This window comes from Lederbergia citri (assembly GCF_018343625.1).
Taxonomy (GTDB): Bacteria; Bacillota; Bacilli; order Bacillales; family Bacillaceae_C; genus Lederbergia; species Lederbergia citri.
This window is the reverse complement of sequence record NZ_JAGYPG010000001.1, coordinates 454,228-469,478: the sequence shown is the minus strand read 5'-3', so window position 1 is coordinate 469,478 and position 15,251 is coordinate 454,228. Positions and strand designations below refer to the sequence as shown.

Here is a 15,251-nt window from a genome sequence, read left to right as displayed (position 1 = left end):
TTTAATCGACTACTCTTGCTACTTGTGTGATATTTGGAAGTTTGCTGATTTCATCAATAATTGACTCATCGATATTTTGATCTACCTCGATCGTCATTAATGCCATTTTCCCTTTTTCTTTTCTGGAAACTTCCATATGACCAATATTAATCTCGTGTGAACCAAGAATATTTGCTACAGCTGCAATAGCTCCAAAACGGTCATCATGCACTACGAGAATGGCAGGATGATGGCCAGATAATTTTAAATGAAATCCATTTAACTCTGTAATTTCTATTTTACCTCCACCGATGGATATTCCTACAAGTTCCAGTTCCCCTTGTTCATCACCGATTTTGATACGAGCAGTGTTAGGGTGATCGGCATTCGCTGATTCTTCTTTAAATTCAATGTTTAAATTTCTTCCTTTAGCAATTTCCAATGAGTTTATAATCCTCTTGTCATCTGTATCAAAATCAAGGAGACCACCTACTATCGCCACATCGGTTCCATGTCCTTTATATGTTTTTGCAAATGATTCATAAAATGAAATTTTCGCCCACTTCGGCTCTCTGCCAAACAAGCTTCGAGCAACTCTCCCAATTCTAGCTGCACCTGCTGTATGTGAACTGGAAGGGCCGATCATAATGGGACCTATGATATCAAAGACACTTTTATACTTCATTGATATCTTCCTCCCTTTGAATAAGGCTTTGTTAATCTTAGATGTTATTTACCCGAGAGCACCCTTTTTAGGCAGCACTCAACTCCTTGTCACTTATGCATGCCTTCTTAATAAGTACAAGGAAATAGAAGGGATTGACCCTTCTATTTTCTATTTGTTCTTATATATTATTCAACTGAAAAAATAAAGTTATATAATGGTTGTTTTCCGTTATGAACTTCAACTTCAATATCTTCAAAATTGTCATTAATGAGATCTAAGAGTTCGTCTAGTTCATTCTGATTTGTATCTTCACCGTATATTACTGTAAGTATTTCAGAATCCTCGTCTATCATTTTTGTAAGCAAATTATAGGCTGTTTTCACAACATCTTTGTTTGTTTCAACTATTTTTCCTTCACTGATTCCCATATAATCATCTTTTGAAATTTTCAAACCATCAATATTTGTATCACGGACAGCAAAGGTAACCTGTCCTGTTTTAATTGCAGACATAGCTTCTGTCATGCCTTGCCCATTTTTCTCAAGTGATTGTGTAGGATTATATGCTAAGACGGCAGCCAAACCTTGTGGAACTGTTTTTGTCGGAACGACGATTACTTCTTCCTCTGCTATTTCGGCAGCTTGTTCAGCGGCCATGATTATATTTTTATTATTAGGAAGGATAATAACCTTCTTGGCATTTGCCGACTTTATTGCCCTCATAATATCTTCCGTACTAGGATTCATTGTTTGCCCGCCTTCAATTACTTCAGCTACACCAATACTTTTAAAAAGGTCGGCAATCCCAGAACCCATTGAAACGGCAATGATGGCATATTCTTGACTTTCCTTTGATGCGGTATGAGTGTTAACACTATGTCCATGTTGATTATGATCTTGACCTACAATGGAACTATGCTGTTCTCTCATATTCTCGATTTTCATATTAATTAAGCTTCCATATTGTTGGCCGTATGATAAAACTTCACCCGGATGCTCAGCATGAATATGAACTTTTACTACATCATCGTCAGAAATAACAAGCAAAGAATCGCCATACTCACTTAAATCATTTCTAAAATCATTTTCGGAAAATTCTTTTTTGTCCTTTTCAAATTTCACCATAAACTCTGTGCAATAACCATATTCAATATCTTCTGTATTCATAAAGCTTTGAACACTTTGATGATGCTGTGCACTTACAAGCTCTTCCATTGATGGAGAAAGCGCTGGAGTGTCAGGAAGCTTTTCGCCTTTTAGAACCGCTAAAAAGCCTTCGTACACACATACCAAGCCTTGTCCTCCACTATCGACAACTCCCACTTCCTTTAAAACCGGAAGCAAGTCAGGAGTCCTCTCTAAGGAAGCTTTTGCTTCTTGCAATGTTTTTTCCATAATTACGACGATATCTGACTCGAATTTAGCCGTGTCGACGGCTTTTTTCGCAGCATCTTTCGCAACAGTCAAAATAGTTCCTTCAACAGGCTTCATGACGGCCTTATAAGCTGTTGTGACTCCCGCTTCAAGGGCATGTGCAAACTCAGAAGCGGAAAGAAAAGGCTTTGATTCAATATCTTTTGCGAATCCACGGAAAAGCTGCGATAAAATAACACCAGAATTACCGCGTGCTCCCATTAATAAGCCTTTTGATAAAGCTGCTGCTACTTTTCCGATATGATCTTGACGATTGTTTTGTACTTCTTTCGATCCTGAAGACATCGAGAGATTCATATTTGTTCCAGTATCACCGTCAGGTACAGGGAATACATTTAATGCATCAACCATTTTAGCATTTGCTGATAAATGATTGGCTCCTAATATGATCATTTCGGCGAACCGATTTCCATCTAATGACGTAATAGACACGTACTTTTTCCTCCTCATTACGGATTCGTTACTCGAACCCCTTGAACAAAAATATTAACTGTGTCGGCTGAAATACCTATTGATTGTTCAAGTGTATATTTTACTTTGGACTGCACATTATGGGCAACCTCTGAAATTTTTGTTCCATAGCTTACAATAATATACATGTCTATGTGTAACGCTTGATCTTCCTGCCGGATTATAATGCCACGGGTAAAGTTTTCCTTGCGTAGTATTTCAGTGATGCCATCTTTTATTTGATTTTTCGAAGCCATCCCAACGATGCCATAGCAATCAATTGCAGCTCCCCCAGCAATTGTCGCAATAACTTCACTGGATATATCAATCTGGCCATACTTAGTCTTCATTTCAACAGACATGTAATTTCCTCCTTTATTGGTCGAAATATCCATGAAAGCTAGAAAAGCACAAGGCGCGTAGCCTTAGGCGACAGCAAATGTTCTGAGACGCAAAAAGTCTGCTCTTTGACTTTTAGTAGCTTAGGTTTATTTCACATAGAGCCGATAAGGCCTGGAGCTAGACAGAAAAGTCTATGTAAAAAATATAGACCTTTTAGCATTCACAAAAATGTTATCGCATTCACAACATAGATACGCCTATTTTACTATACTGAGCGGTTTTTTTAAAGTTTTACCTGATTTTTGAAAGCAGGACGATTTAATGATAATGGTGAAGTATTGCAATCTCATAGGTTGTATGATAAATTATTAAAGTGTATTTTTACTAATGGAATAATCATGAAGTGATGAACCAACTCAAGTCTTACTTCAGTGACGGGAGGGAATATAAATATGGCTAAGCAATGTGTAATTACAGGCCGCAAAACAAGTACTGGCAACAAACGTTCTCACGCTATGAACGCAAACAAACGTACTTGGGGAGCAAATCTTCAAAAGGTACGCATTCTCGTTGATGGTAAACCAAAACGCGCATGGGTATCTGCAAGAGCACTAAAGTCTGGAAAAGTTGAACGCGTATAACCCAAAAGCGAAAGCACCTGGTTATCATCAGACGGAAACAGATTCATAAAGAATTATCCATAAAGTTATCAAAACAAAAAGGCGCCTGTATAAGGTGCCTTTCCCATTTTCATATTAACCTTTTTTAAATGTCCCTAACATCGCTCTTACGATTCCCCCTAAAAATCTAGGGAGTTTAATTGTATAAAACCTCATTAAAATTCCCTCCTAATCTAAGATACCCGCCATTCACCCAATTGTATTATATTCGTCATGTATGGATAAGTACGCGCCCGAACGAAAAATGGGCCAGTTGTCAATCAATACTTCTTATCATCATTAATATGCCTTTTTCAAATGAAAAATTACCAGATTGTTTGATAAGTTCATTACTAATGCATAAGGATGAACCAAAATGTATCGTTCGGTTGATTAAAGGGTATTTAAATCCAGATAATGAGAGATGTTTCACTTCACTTGTAAGAGGGATAAAGGATATGTATTTTTTTGTATAGTCTTTTTCGACTTCATAATTTCCCGGATGAAAAACAGACAAGCAATTTTGTTTGTCTATTATTTCAATTAAAGTAAAGGGATGCTGAATTTGATAGGGACATAGCATAAGGGCATTAGCCATAAAATGGTCTAATCTTCCACCTGTAGCACCGAAAATTTTAATAACATCAGGTTTTTGCTGCAATGCCCACATCATTGCAAGCTCCATATCTGTTTCATCTTTTTCTGGAATATATCTGTTGATTTCTTGAACATTTTCTTTGATGATAGACCATTCTTTATCAGAAACAGAATCAAAGTCTCCCACAGACAAATTCGGTTTGATTCCTTTTTCCAATAAATAATAAACACCTCTATCGACACCAATCCAAATAATGTTTTTAGGAAATTCAGTTATATCAGGTATTAGATCAATAGGGCCTCCTGCCATAATATGAATTATTTTTTTCTGTCCAACCATTCTTCTATTCCAGCTTGGAGCGGATATCTTTTATTGCCGCATGCCGGTCCTTTCTGCCAAAAATGGCGGACCCGGCAACAAATACATTTGCCCCCGCTTCTTGACAAGCTTTTATGGTACCTCCATGGATGCCTCCGTCCACTTCAATATCAATACATAATCCTTTAGCTTCAATCATCGTTCGGACTTCTCTAATCTTTGGAAGGACGGCCTCAATGAAATCCTGACCACCAAAACCCGGATTAACAGTCATTAACAAGACCATGTCCGTTAATTCTAAAACATGTTCAATCGTGGATGCTGGTGTGGCTGGATTTAAAACAACCCCCGATTTAATCCCATGACTTCGTATATATTGTAATGTACGATGCAAATGTCGAGCTGCTTCTACATGCACGGTAATGATGTCAGCTCCTGCTTCCACAAATGCTTTTATATATTGATCAGGATTTTCAATCATGAGGTGAACATCAAGTGGTAAATTCGTTGTTTTCCTTACAGCCTCGACAACGAATGGGCCCATCGAAATATTCGGGACGAAATGGCCATCCATAACATCAATATGGATATAATCCGCTCCCCCTTTTTCAACGTCTTTGACTTCATCAGCCAATTTTGAAAAGTCGGCAGCCAATATGGATGGAGCAATTTTTATCATACTCAATACCTCGGCTTTCTCTCTTTTATTTCCTGTAAAAACTGGAGATAATGATTGTATCGTTCTTTTGAAATCTCATTCTTTTCAACCGCATTTTTCACGGCGCATTTCGGTTCATTATCGTGGAGGCACCCCCGGAACTTACATTCCTCCGCTTTCTTTGAGATTTCAGGAAAAGTATAACCTAAATCCTCTGCTTCAATTTCTGTAAAATCAAGCGAACTAAATCCTGGAGTATCGGCTACAAGTCCTCCACATACTTCAATTAGCTCTACATGTCGGGTAGTATGTCTACCTCTTCCAAGATGGCTTGATATTTCATCTGTTTTTATCTGCAGGGAAGGGTCAAAAGCATTGATTAAAGATGATTTCCCAACACCTGATTGTCCGGCAAAGACGCTCGTTTTTCCATTTAGTAGTGGGTGTAATTCGTTAATACCCTCTTCTGTTTTTGAAGATAATAACAATACTTCATATCCAATCGAACGATAATATTCCAAATAATGGTTTACTTCCGACCGTTCTTGTTCCGATAATAAATCCGCTTTTGTAACGCAAATGATTGGGTGTATTTCACTCGATTCAACAATAACAAGGAAGCGGTCAAGTAATACTGGACTAAAATCCGGTTCAGTAGAAGAAAAAATTAAAATCGCTTGGTCGATGTTCGCAATTGGAGGTCTTACAAGCTCATTTTTACGAGATTTGATCTCCATAATATATCCTTCTTTATCGTTATCAGCTTGAAAAATAACATTATCTCCGACTAGAGGGGTTATTTTGTTCTTGCGAAAAACTCCTCTACCTCTACATTGAATCATCTTACCATCCGATAAAACATAGTAAAATCCACTTAATGCCTTAATAATTTTCCCTTCAGTCATAACACCGTTCCTTTCAAAGCATTTACGGGTATGGATCCGAATCCTGGTAAATGTTAATCACCAGGATACGGAACTACATCCGAGTCTATAACAGTATTATCCCGCAATATTTCATATTTTGCTTCTTTTCCTTTTTCTATCATAAACTGCAATTCTCTCTGTTCAGTCTTCGTAATTTCAAAGGTGTCCGCTGGCTCTGACATTGAATGATTGTAGTCCTCAATTCGTATGACAATTACCTGTGGTTCCCCTTCTTCTGTTGGTTGATATGGAATTGTTACTTTTCTAGTCGCACTTTTTGGAGGGATCTCTTCTTTTCCTTTCGAAATCACTACTGATACTCGATCTCCTTTTGAAAGTTGTGTTCCTGGAGCTGGGTCCTGTGAAATCACAATTCCTTCAGGAACAGTATCGTGATATTCTTCCCGTGACATATCGATGTATAATCCTGTTGATTCTCCATAGTTTTCCAAGCCTTTAGTGTTATAATCACTCAAATCTTTCAATGTTATTTTCTCTTCTCCTAGACTTACAACAAAAGATAAGGTAGTTTCCTCCGGTATAACTTCCGAATTAGGGCTTGGCGATTGTTCGAGGATCTCTCCTTCAGGTGCTTCATCATGTTTTTTTTCTATATTAAATTCAAATCCTTCATCACCTAAAAGATTTTCTACTTCCGAAATTTGTTTTCCAGTATAATCTTCTAAAATGAATTTTTCTTTCCCGCTGCTAATATAAACATCAACCGTATAGCCTTTTTTCACTTCTCTACCCGCTTTAGGATTCGTCTTAATGACTTCACCTTCTAATACTTCATCACTTGCCGTTGGTATTTTTTTGCCGATTTTTAGACCTGCGTCGACAAGAAGAAAGACGGCATCGTCATATTCTTTCCCGCTGACATCAGGAATTTCTACATTTTTCGCATTTTGGATAGCAGGCAATATGTACATCAAGAAACCAAGAGATAAAAGCATTAATGTTAAAAATATCCCAATGATCCACGGCCACTTTTTCTTTCGCTTAGGTTTTTTATCGGGCACAGTCGCATTCTTAGCTTGCTCTTTCTTATGATGTACAGTTTTATCGTTATTACTAGATTCATGTTCTGCCGTAATAATAGGGATTGCTTTTGTTGCATCGATATCTTCCGGTATCATAAATTTTGGCTCGTTCATTCTATCAAAGTCCAACGCTGTTTCAAGATCTCTCTCCATTTCATCTGCACTTTGATATCGAACAAAAGGATCTTTAGCAGTCGCTTTTAAAACTATATTTTCAATACTTTGAGGAATATCCGGATTCCAGCGTCTTGGTGATGGTGTTTCTGATTGCAGATGCTTTAAGGCAATGGATACAGCCGATTCTCCTGAAAATGGGACCCTACCGGTCAAAAGCTCAAACATGACAATACCTAAAGAATAAATATCGGACTTCTTAGTAGCCATTCCGCCACGTGCTTGTTCAGGCGATAAATAATGTACCGAACCTAGTACAGCATTAGTTTGGGTAATAGATGTAGCAGATAAAGCCATGGCTATTCCAAAATCTGTAATCATCACATGCCCATTGTGATCGATTAAAATATTTTGCGGTTTGATATCACGATGAACAATATGATTTTGATGCGCATGAGAAATGGCTGATGTTAATTGTTTCATTATGTCTAGAGTGTGTTCAAGTGGAATTGGATGATAATACTGTATGTATTGCTTTAATGTCATTCCATCGACATATTCCATAACGATATAATAAATATCATTCTCTTCGCCGACATCGTAAATACTTACAATATTTTCGTGCGTTAAGCTCGTTGCTGATTGAGCCTCTCTTTGAAACCTGCGTATAAATTCATCCTCGTGGGCAAAGTCTAACCGCAAAATTTTAATCGCGACGTCGCGATCTAAAATCATATCATGCGCAAGATAGACATTAGCCATTCCGCCTCCGCCAATCATTTGCAGCAATTTATAGCGGCCGCTAATTCTTTTTCCCAATAACATTACTCGCACCCGCTTTCAGGGCAAGCATTGACAATCGCAAGTGAAATATTATCTTCTCCACCATAATGGTTTGCAAGTTGAATTAATGCATCGGCCTTTTCATTTAAATCTGTTTGATCTGTTAAAATCTTTAACATTTCCGCATTGGAAACTTTATTAGATAATCCGTCAGAACATAGAAGAAGTTTATTTCCTTCTTCAAATGTAATCGTTGAAATATCCATTTCAATATTTGCTTCCGTCCCCATCGCATTTAATATTAAATTTTTTCGAGGATGTAATTCTGCATCCTCAGGTGATAGTTGACCCGCTTTAATTAATTCGTTGACAAGGGTATGGTCTTCAGTCAATTGATTAAACCCACTATCATTTAAAAGATAGCAGCGGCTATCCCCAATATTTACTATTGTTGCAAAGGTAGAAGTACATATAGCTGCGACTAATGTAGTACCCATTCCGTAGTATTCTTGATTTTGTTCTGAATGATTGAATATTTCTTTATTCACCAGTGCCACATTTTCAAAGAACCATTTTTCTGCGGATTCAGGTGTAAGTTCATCATCCACTTCTGACCATAACTTCTGAAGCTCCGTAACGGCAATTTGACTTGCGACTTCTCCTGCTTGATGGCCGCCCATTCCGTCCGCAACGATTGCCAAACAGATCCCATGTTTATTATAAAAAATCCCGCCATTGTCTTCGTTATGTGGCCGGACTACGCCTTTGTCCGTTTTAAATAAAGCTTTCATACTCTCGTCCCCTCTTTAAAGCAGCTTCTTTCTAAAACACGAAATAAAAAATCCATCGCCGCCAAAATCCTGCGGAAATATTTGAATTGTATTTGAGTCTCCATCAACTAAATGTGATAGTGCCTCTGGCAATGCTAACGCATGAGGCTCAAAGTCTTTATGCTGTTCTAGAAATTCAGCAGCAGTCCCAAAGTTTTCCTCTAAATCTACTGTACAAGTACTATAAACAAGAAGTCCACCTTTTTTTAATAACGAAGCTGTTTCATCCAATATACGAAGCTGGACTTTCTTAAGTGATTGGATATCTTGATCCGTTTTTGTGTATTTAATATCTGGTTTTCTTCTTAACACACCGAGTCCAGAGCACGGTGCATCAACTAGTATTCGATCAAACGACTCGGATTGAAAAGAATCCCTTGCATGTCTGCTATCCATTACTTTCTCATCTATATTTTCAAGTCCTAGACGCGATGCATTTTCTTTAATGAGCTTAATTTTATGTGGATGAAGGTCCAGCGAAGTTACTTTACCCGATCCATTAAGTAATTCGGCAATATGTCCTGTTTTTCCCCCTGGGGCAGCACAAGCATCCAACACGGTCATATTTGAGGAAATCTCAAGTGCATAGGCAACCGTCATCGAACTTTCATCTTGAATGCTAAAATATCCTTTTTTAAATAAGTCAGAGTTGGCAGCATTCCCTTTTAAAATTCGAATGGATTCTGGAATGATCGGGCTAGCCTCAACAGAAAAACCTTCTATTTCAAGCAACCTACAAACTTCTTCTCTATTAGTCTTCGTCTCGTTTATTCTTATAGTTTGTACAGGGGCCAAAAGATTTTCTTCACACATAGCTTTTGCATTTTCAAAGCCATATTGATTTACCCATCTTTTCACGAGCCAAAGAGGATGGCTTGTCTCTAATGAAAGTTTTTCAACCGGATCCTTAATCGAATCAAGTGATTGGAGTCCTTCTCTTTGCACTGATCTTAAAATACCATTTACAAGACCTACAATCCCTCGATGACCGCGCTTTTTTGCAATTTCTACTGCTTCAAAAATAATAGCTCGGTCTGGAACTTTATCTAAATAAATCATTTGATATAGTGAAAGACGCAGCAAGATACGGACCCAATGTTCAGGCTTTTTTTTGATGAACGGTTGCAAATAATAATCTAACGTCATTTTTCGTTGAATCGTACCATACACGATTTCTGTCAACAAGCCTGTATCTGGACCAGTAATTTGATATTTTTTTATCACTTGATTTAAAAGTAAATTACTATAGGATTGGTGCTTATCAATGGCTTCTAGTACATCTAATGCAGCTTCTCTTACATTCTTTTTCGGTTTATTCATCACTTATGTCCAATCTAGAGCCGAGATTGATTTCATTTCCAGCTCCATGTAAAAATTGCTGAGCGGTCATTTTTTTCTTACCAGCTGGCTGAAGCTCAACTATTTTTATTCCTATATTATTTCCTGTTGAAACAACGAAACCATCCTGCTCTATTAATATGATTTCTCCGGGGGAATGCTCCTCGGCTATTCTCAGTTTCTCCGCTTTCCACACTTTCCAAACTTGGCCATTAAATGTTGTATAAGCGACAGGCCATGGACATAAGCCCCTTATTTGGTTATAAATCGTTTCTCCATCATCATTCCAATTAATCTTTTCTTGTTCGCGTTTAATGTTAGAAGCAAACGTCGCCTTGTCGTGATTTTGTGGCTCAGCCTTAATATTCCCTGCAAGTAGTTTAGGTATCGTATCAATAAGCAATTTAGAGCCTGCTTCGCTTAACTTATCATGCAACGTTCCTACATTATCCTCTTCATTTATAGGTACTTCGATTTGGCTAATAATATCTCCGGCATCAAGTTTATCAACCATATACATGATTGTAATTCCTGTTTTTTCTTTTCCATGTAAAATAGCATAATGAATAGGGGCTCCACCCCTTAATTCAGGTAGTAGTGAAGCATGAACATTTATACAACCATATTTAGGTGCCTCTAGTATAGCTGTTGGTAATATCTGACCATATGCAGCTGTAACAATTAAATCCGGCTGTAACTTAAGGATTTCATTTGCAGATTCTATCTCCCGAATCTTTTCCGGTTGAAGTACACGAATTCCATGCCGCTCTGCTTCGATTTTAACAGGTGGTGGTGTCATGACTTTTTTGCGTCCTACCGGGCGGTCTGGTTGAGTAACAACCGCTAATATATCATATCTATTTTCAACAAGACTTCTAAGCACTGGTACTGAAAAATCTGGTGTACCCATAAATACGATTTTTGTCATTCATCTTCACTACTTTCTAAATCTTCTTCATCAATATAATCGATTATTTTTGAAGTAAAAAGAACTCCATTTAAATGATCCATTTCATGCTGGATCACTCGAGCTAAATACTCATCGGCTGTTAAAGTAAAATCTTCGCCATATCGATTTTTGGCTTTTACCGTAATCGTATAAAACCGTGAGACGGTCCCATAAAGACCTGGAAAACTTAGACATCCTTCAATATCTGTCTGTTCTCCATTACGTCCAACGATTTTAGGATTGATTAGTTCCAGCCTTCCTTCTTCTTCATCAACTTCAATGACTGCAATTTGTTTTCTTATTCCAATTTGGGGAGCAGCAAGACCGACTCCATCTGCTGCTATCATCGTTTCATACATATCATCTAATAATTGATGCAACTCGGTCTCAAATTCAGTAACTTGCTCGCATTTTTGCTCTAATATACCTGAAGGATGTTGTACAATGGTGAGAATCGCCAATATATCCACTCTTTTCTATTCTGTTACATCATCATGTAAGGATTCACATCTATCGATATTGTCAAACCTTCTTTAATAAACTGCTGTTGATAATGTTCCAATACTTTGTGTAATGTTGGTTTTAGATCTGGTTCATGCTTGTATTTTATCAAACATTGATAACGATATCTATTATTGATACGAGGAATCGGAGATGCAACTGGACCTAATATAATCGCTTCATCCGATATTCTTGATTGAATATATTTTGTGATTTTTTCTGTCGTTGAAACAGTCTTCATTAAATCTTCGTGGCTGATCGTAATAAGTGATAAATAATAAAAAGGTGGATAAGATCCTACCTTACGCATAATCATTTCTTGATGATAGAAGCGATCATAGTCTTGCTTACCGGCAAATTGAACACTGTAATGTTCAGGTGTATATGTTTGAATGACTACTTCTCCACTAAGCTCATGTCTTCCTGCTCTGCCGCTCACTTGAGTAAGAAGCTGAAATGTTTTTTCACTTGCCCTAAAATCTGGTAAATGAAGCATCGTATCAGCACTAAGAACTCCCACAAGAGTAATGTTTGGAAAATCAAGTCCTTTAGCTATCATTTGCGTTCCTAGTAAAATATCCGCTTTTCCAGATTGAAAATGTTCCAATAACTTTTCATGTGCTCCCTTTCGTCCCGTTGTATCGACATCCATACGAACAACTCTTGCATCTGGAAAAATTTTATACAATTCTTCTTCCACTTTCTGAGTGCCAGTTCCGAAATAACGTATATGGTTGCTTGAGCATTCAGGACAAGTGTTTGGAACGAAAGTATTAAACCCGCAGTAATGACATTTCATTTCATTCGTATATCGATGAAATGTAAGTGAGATATCACAATGAGGACATTGCATTACATACCCGCAGTCTCTGCACATCATAAATGATGAATGACCTCTTCTATTAAGAAATAAAATCGTTTGTTCTTTTTTTTCTAAACGGTCTGCAAGTTTAGAATGTAATTCCCTAGAGAACATCGAACGATTCCCATCTCTCATTTCCTCACGCATATCCACGATAGAAACATGTGGAAGTTCTTTATTATTCATTCTCCTTGATAAAGTAAGTTGGTGATACACCTTCTTTTGCGCTCTTGCGAATGACTCAAGGGACGGTGTTGCACTTCCGAGAATAACAGGACAATGATGATGCTTCGCTCGATAAATGGCTACATCTCTAGCGTGGTACCTTGGCAGTTCCTCTTGTTTATAGCTTGTCTCATGCTCTTCATCAATAATAATGATACCTAAATTTTCGAAAGGCGCGAATACTGCTGAACGGGCTCCTACGACAACCTTCGCTTCTTTTCTTTGCACCTTTCTCCACTCATCGTATTTCTCTCCAATTGATAGGCCGCTATGCAATACCGCCACATCATCGCCAAATCTACTTTTAAATCGATCGACCATTTGCGGCGTAAGTGAGATTTCAGGTACAAGGACAATTGCTTCCTGTCCCTTGTCTAATACTTTTTGAATGGACTGTAAATAAATTTCTGTTTTTCCACTACCCGTAACACCATATAATAGATAAGTTTCATATTTTTCACATTCAATCGTATCTAATATAGGTGAAATGGCTTCTTGTTGTTCATTCGTTAATGGATGTGGCTCCGTACGAGTAAATTGCTTATGTTCAAATGGATCACGATATACTTCTACACTTTTTTCTGAAAAGACACCTTTTTTTACTAAAGCTTGAATGGAAGACTGGGGTGCTCCTGTTTCCGATAGTTCTTTTGCAGAATATTCATCAGCCTGTTGCTTTAATACGAATTCAAGTATCTTTTTTTGATTGCTGGCATTTGATGGAAGGGAGTTTAATAATGTTAAAATTTCAGCATTAACCATCATAGTTTGATAGACTTTTATCATCTTTTTTCTAGCAAGACTTTTAACATCATATACAACTTCTGCATTTCCAAATTTTATTTCAGCATGGAGGGCAGGAAGAATGTTTCGTTCTTCTGCCTTTTTCCACGAAATCTCTTGTTTTCCGGCGAATAGGTCATCGAGAAAAGGATTATGCTCCTTATTAATCCGTAAAAATCGCTTTTCGTATTTTGCTTTCATTGCGGCGGGGAGCATCGCTTGAAAACATGATATTTTAAAGGAAAGTGTGTCAGTGGCCAGCCATTCTCCAAGTTCAAGCAACTCTTTATTCAGAACAGGTGTTATATCAAGTGGCTCTTTTAATGCCTTTAATTTATTCGAAAAAGGGCTATCACTTTTCACTCCAGTGACAAACCCCTGTATCGTTCTTGGCCCAAAAGGTACTGCCACTCTCATTCCTGGTTCAATAATTCCTATCCATTTTTCAGGAATCAGATAATCAAATTCTTTATCTGTTCCAAGTGTTGGTACGTCTACAATGACTGTAGCAATTTTCATTTTTAGTCATCTCCCATTTTGAGGATGATTTCTCCTAAGATTTCTTTAGCCGTTTCATTCTTACTTAATAAAGGAAGTTTTTTCATCGAATGGTCTTTATGGAAAATAGTAACGATGTTTGTATCCCCTGAAAATCCGGCACCAGCTTCAAGAATATTGTTACCAACGATCATATCTACATTTTTTCTTTCTAGTTTTTGCACTGCATATTTTTCCAAATCATTTGTTTCTGCTGCAAAGCCAACAAGAAATTGATGTTTTTTATTTTTCCCTAATTCCAATAAGATGTCTTTCGTTCTCTTAAACTCTATCATTAAGTTTCCATCTTGTTTTTTCACTTTTTTATCATAAACTTGACTTGGTGTGTAATCTGACACCGCTGCACTTTTAATAATGACATCCATGTGGGTAAAATATTTCATTACCTCATTATACATTTCTTCTGCGCTTTCAATTTTGATATGGGTAACACCATTTGGAGCTGGCATGTTGTCGGCACCTGAAATTAAGACAACTTCTGCACCCATTTTTATTGCTTCTTCAGCAAGAGCATAGCCCATTTTTCCACTGGAGTGGTTCGTTACGTACCGTACAGGATCAATTTTTTCTTTTGTAGGACCTGCCGTTATTAAAAATTTCTTTCCATCTAGTGGTACAGGGGATGGATTAAAATGTGAATGAATTAATTTTACTATCGCTTCTGGTTCTTCCAATCTTCCTTTTCCAACATAGCCGCAAGCTAAGTAACCTTCACCTGGCTCAATAAAACGATGTCCGAATTGATAAAGTGTATCGATGTTTTTTTGCACGGCAGGATGACTGTACATATGAACATTCATAGCTGGTGCAATCCACACAGGCGCCGTAGCTGCGAGCAAGGTAGTGGAAATCATATCGTCCGCAATCCCATTTGCGATCTTCCCAATCATATTTGCTGTCGCAGGAGCAACTATAATAAGATCTGCCCAATCCGCCACATCAATATGAGCAATGACTTTAGGATTATTTTCAATAAACGTATCTGTATATACTTCATTTCTTGATAAAGCTTGGAAGGTAAGCGGAGATACAAATTTCATGGCTGATTCACTCATGATTACTTTTACATTGTATCCGTTTTGAACGAGCTTGCTTGTTAATGTACAAGCTTTATAAACAGCAATTCCTCCACTTACGCATACTAGAATATTTTTTCCGCCCATGTTATAAATCTCCCATCATCAAATCATTTTCATTAATCATATTATTGTCTCATTAGAATAGAAAAGACAACC

Annotated in this window: 15 protein-coding genes; 1 reads left to right on the top strand and 14 read right to left on the bottom strand. The window is 37.4% G+C overall.

Annotated elements, in window-relative coordinates:
- Position 1: 1 nt before the first annotated feature.
- The 3 genes from sdaAB to KHA97_RS02495 all read right to left on the bottom strand — a co-directional run bounded on the left by sdaAB (position 2) and on the right by KHA97_RS02495 (position 2,891).
- A complete protein-coding gene (gene sdaAB, locus KHA97_RS02505) occupies positions 2-664 on the bottom strand; it encodes an L-serine ammonia-lyase, iron-sulfur-dependent subunit beta (protein ID WP_213123175.1) in 663 nt (220 codons plus the stop codon).
- A 167-nt stretch (positions 665-831) separates the two neighbouring features.
- A complete protein-coding gene (locus KHA97_RS02500; RefSeq protein ID WP_213123174.1) occupies positions 832-2,511 on the bottom strand; it encodes a DAK2 domain-containing protein in 1,680 nt (559 codons plus the stop codon).
- Positions 2,512-2,528: 17 nt separating this feature from the next.
- Positions 2,529-2,891 carry an Asp23/Gls24 family envelope stress response protein gene (locus KHA97_RS02495; RefSeq protein WP_213123173.1) on the bottom strand — a complete coding sequence of 121 codons (363 nt, stop codon included), beginning with the start codon at positions 2,889-2,891 and terminating at the stop codon, positions 2,529-2,531.
- A 432-nt stretch (positions 2,892-3,323) separates the two neighbouring features.
- Here KHA97_RS02495 and rpmB point away from each other — a divergent pair, with 432 nt between their 5' ends.
- Positions 3,324-3,512 (top strand): 50S ribosomal protein L28, encoded by a 189-nt coding sequence (rpmB, locus tag KHA97_RS02490; protein ID WP_213123172.1) that lies wholly within the window; start codon positions 3,324-3,326, stop codon positions 3,510-3,512.
- Positions 3,513-3,626: 114 nt separating this feature from the next.
- Here rpmB and spoVM read toward each other — a convergent pair whose 3' ends face one another.
- The 11 genes from spoVM to coaBC all read right to left on the bottom strand — a co-directional run bounded on the left by spoVM (position 3,627) and on the right by coaBC (position 15,179).
- Complete coding sequence (gene spoVM, locus KHA97_RS02485; RefSeq protein WP_144920313.1) at positions 3,627-3,707, bottom strand: stage V sporulation protein SpoVM; 81 nt, start codon at positions 3,705-3,707, stop codon at positions 3,627-3,629.
- A gap of 100 nt (positions 3,708-3,807) precedes the next feature.
- The gene (locus tag KHA97_RS02480) at positions 3,808-4,467 is read right to left on the bottom strand and encodes a thiamine diphosphokinase (protein WP_213123171.1); all 660 of its coding nucleotides are present in this window, start codon (positions 4,465-4,467) and stop codon (positions 3,808-3,810) included.
- 4 nt (positions 4,468-4,471) lie between these two features.
- Positions 4,472-5,125: a ribulose-phosphate 3-epimerase gene (rpe, locus tag KHA97_RS02475; protein WP_213123170.1), complete on the bottom strand. Its 654-nt coding sequence runs from the start codon at positions 5,123-5,125 to the stop codon at positions 4,472-4,474.
- Between the two features lie 2 nt (positions 5,126-5,127).
- On the bottom strand, positions 5,128-6,009 hold the full coding sequence (gene rsgA / locus KHA97_RS02470) for a ribosome small subunit-dependent GTPase A (protein ID WP_213123169.1): 882 nt from the start codon (positions 6,007-6,009) through the stop codon (positions 5,128-5,130).
- Between the two features lie 53 nt (positions 6,010-6,062).
- Positions 6,063-8,012, bottom strand: a complete 1,950-nt coding sequence (gene pknB / locus KHA97_RS02465) for a Stk1 family PASTA domain-containing Ser/Thr kinase (protein ID WP_213123168.1) — start codon at positions 8,010-8,012, stop codon at positions 6,063-6,065.
- On the bottom strand, positions 8,012-8,761 hold the full coding sequence (locus tag KHA97_RS02460; protein ID WP_213123167.1) for a Stp1/IreP family PP2C-type Ser/Thr phosphatase: 750 nt from the start codon (positions 8,759-8,761) through the stop codon (positions 8,012-8,014). Before KHA97_RS02460 ends, pknB begins: the two co-directional genes overlap by 1 nt.
- A gap of 15 nt (positions 8,762-8,776) precedes the next feature.
- Complete coding sequence (gene rsmB / locus KHA97_RS02455; protein ID WP_213123166.1) at positions 8,777-10,120, bottom strand: 16S rRNA (cytosine(967)-C(5))-methyltransferase RsmB; 1,344 nt, start codon at positions 10,118-10,120, stop codon at positions 8,777-8,779.
- On the bottom strand, positions 10,113-11,066 hold the full coding sequence (gene fmt / locus KHA97_RS02450) for a methionyl-tRNA formyltransferase (RefSeq protein WP_213123165.1): 954 nt from the start codon (positions 11,064-11,066) through the stop codon (positions 10,113-10,115). Before fmt ends, rsmB begins: the two co-directional genes overlap by 8 nt.
- Positions 11,063-11,548: a peptide deformylase gene (gene def, locus KHA97_RS02445; protein ID WP_213123164.1), complete on the bottom strand. Its 486-nt coding sequence runs from the start codon at positions 11,546-11,548 to the stop codon at positions 11,063-11,065. The genes fmt and def overlap by 4 nt, the downstream gene beginning before the upstream one ends.
- Positions 11,549-11,571: 23 nt before the next feature.
- Entirely contained in the window at positions 11,572-13,977 is a 2,406-nt protein-coding gene (priA, locus tag KHA97_RS02440) for a primosomal protein N' (RefSeq protein ID WP_213123163.1), read from the bottom strand.
- Positions 13,978-13,979: 2 nt separating this feature from the next.
- Entirely contained in the window at positions 13,980-15,179 is a 1,200-nt protein-coding gene (gene coaBC / locus KHA97_RS02435) for a bifunctional phosphopantothenoylcysteine decarboxylase/phosphopantothenate--cysteine ligase CoaBC (RefSeq protein ID WP_213123162.1), read from the bottom strand.
- Between the last annotated feature and the right edge of the window lie 72 nt (positions 15,180-15,251).

Excerpts from the sequence above, each read along its gene's own strand:
- rpmB (WP_213123172.1), top strand. The coding sequence starts at position 3,324 with ATGGCTAAGCAATGTGTAATTACAGGCCGCAAAACAAGTACTGGCAAC.
- rsgA (WP_213123169.1), bottom strand. The coding sequence starts at position 6,009 with ATGACTGAAGGGAAAATTATTAAGGCATTAAGTGGATTTTACTATGTT.
- rsmB (WP_213123166.1), bottom strand. The coding sequence starts at position 10,120 with ATGAATAAACCGAAAAAGAATGTAAGAGAAGCTGCATTAGATGTACTA.
- rpe (WP_213123170.1), bottom strand. The coding sequence starts at position 5,125 with ATGATAAAAATTGCTCCATCCATATTGGCTGCCGACTTTTCAAAATTG.
- KHA97_RS02480 (WP_213123171.1), bottom strand. The coding sequence starts at position 4,467 with ATGGTTGGACAGAAAAAAATAATTCATATTATGGCAGGAGGCCCTATT.
- pknB (WP_213123168.1), bottom strand. The coding sequence starts at position 8,012 with ATGTTATTGGGAAAAAGAATTAGCGGCCGCTATAAATTGCTGCAAATG.
- KHA97_RS02460 (WP_213123167.1), bottom strand. The coding sequence starts at position 8,761 with ATGAAAGCTTTATTTAAAACGGACAAAGGCGTAGTCCGGCCACATAAC.
- sdaAB (WP_213123175.1), bottom strand. The coding sequence starts at position 664 with ATGAAGTATAAAAGTGTCTTTGATATCATAGGTCCCATTATGATCGGC.
- coaBC (WP_213123162.1), bottom strand. The coding sequence starts at position 15,179 with ATGGGCGGAAAAAATATTCTAGTATGCGTAAGTGGAGGAATTGCTGTT.
- KHA97_RS02495 (WP_213123173.1), bottom strand. The coding sequence starts at position 2,891 with ATGTCTGTTGAAATGAAGACTAAGTATGGCCAGATTGATATATCCAGT.
- priA (WP_213123163.1), bottom strand. The coding sequence starts at position 13,977 with ATGAAAATTGCTACAGTCATTGTAGACGTACCAACACTTGGAACAGAT.
- fmt (WP_213123165.1), bottom strand. The coding sequence starts at position 11,066 with ATGACAAAAATCGTATTTATGGGTACACCAGATTTTTCAGTACCAGTG.
- spoVM (WP_144920313.1), bottom strand. The coding sequence starts at position 3,707 with ATGAGGTTTTATACAATTAAACTCCCTAGATTTTTAGGGGGAATCGTA.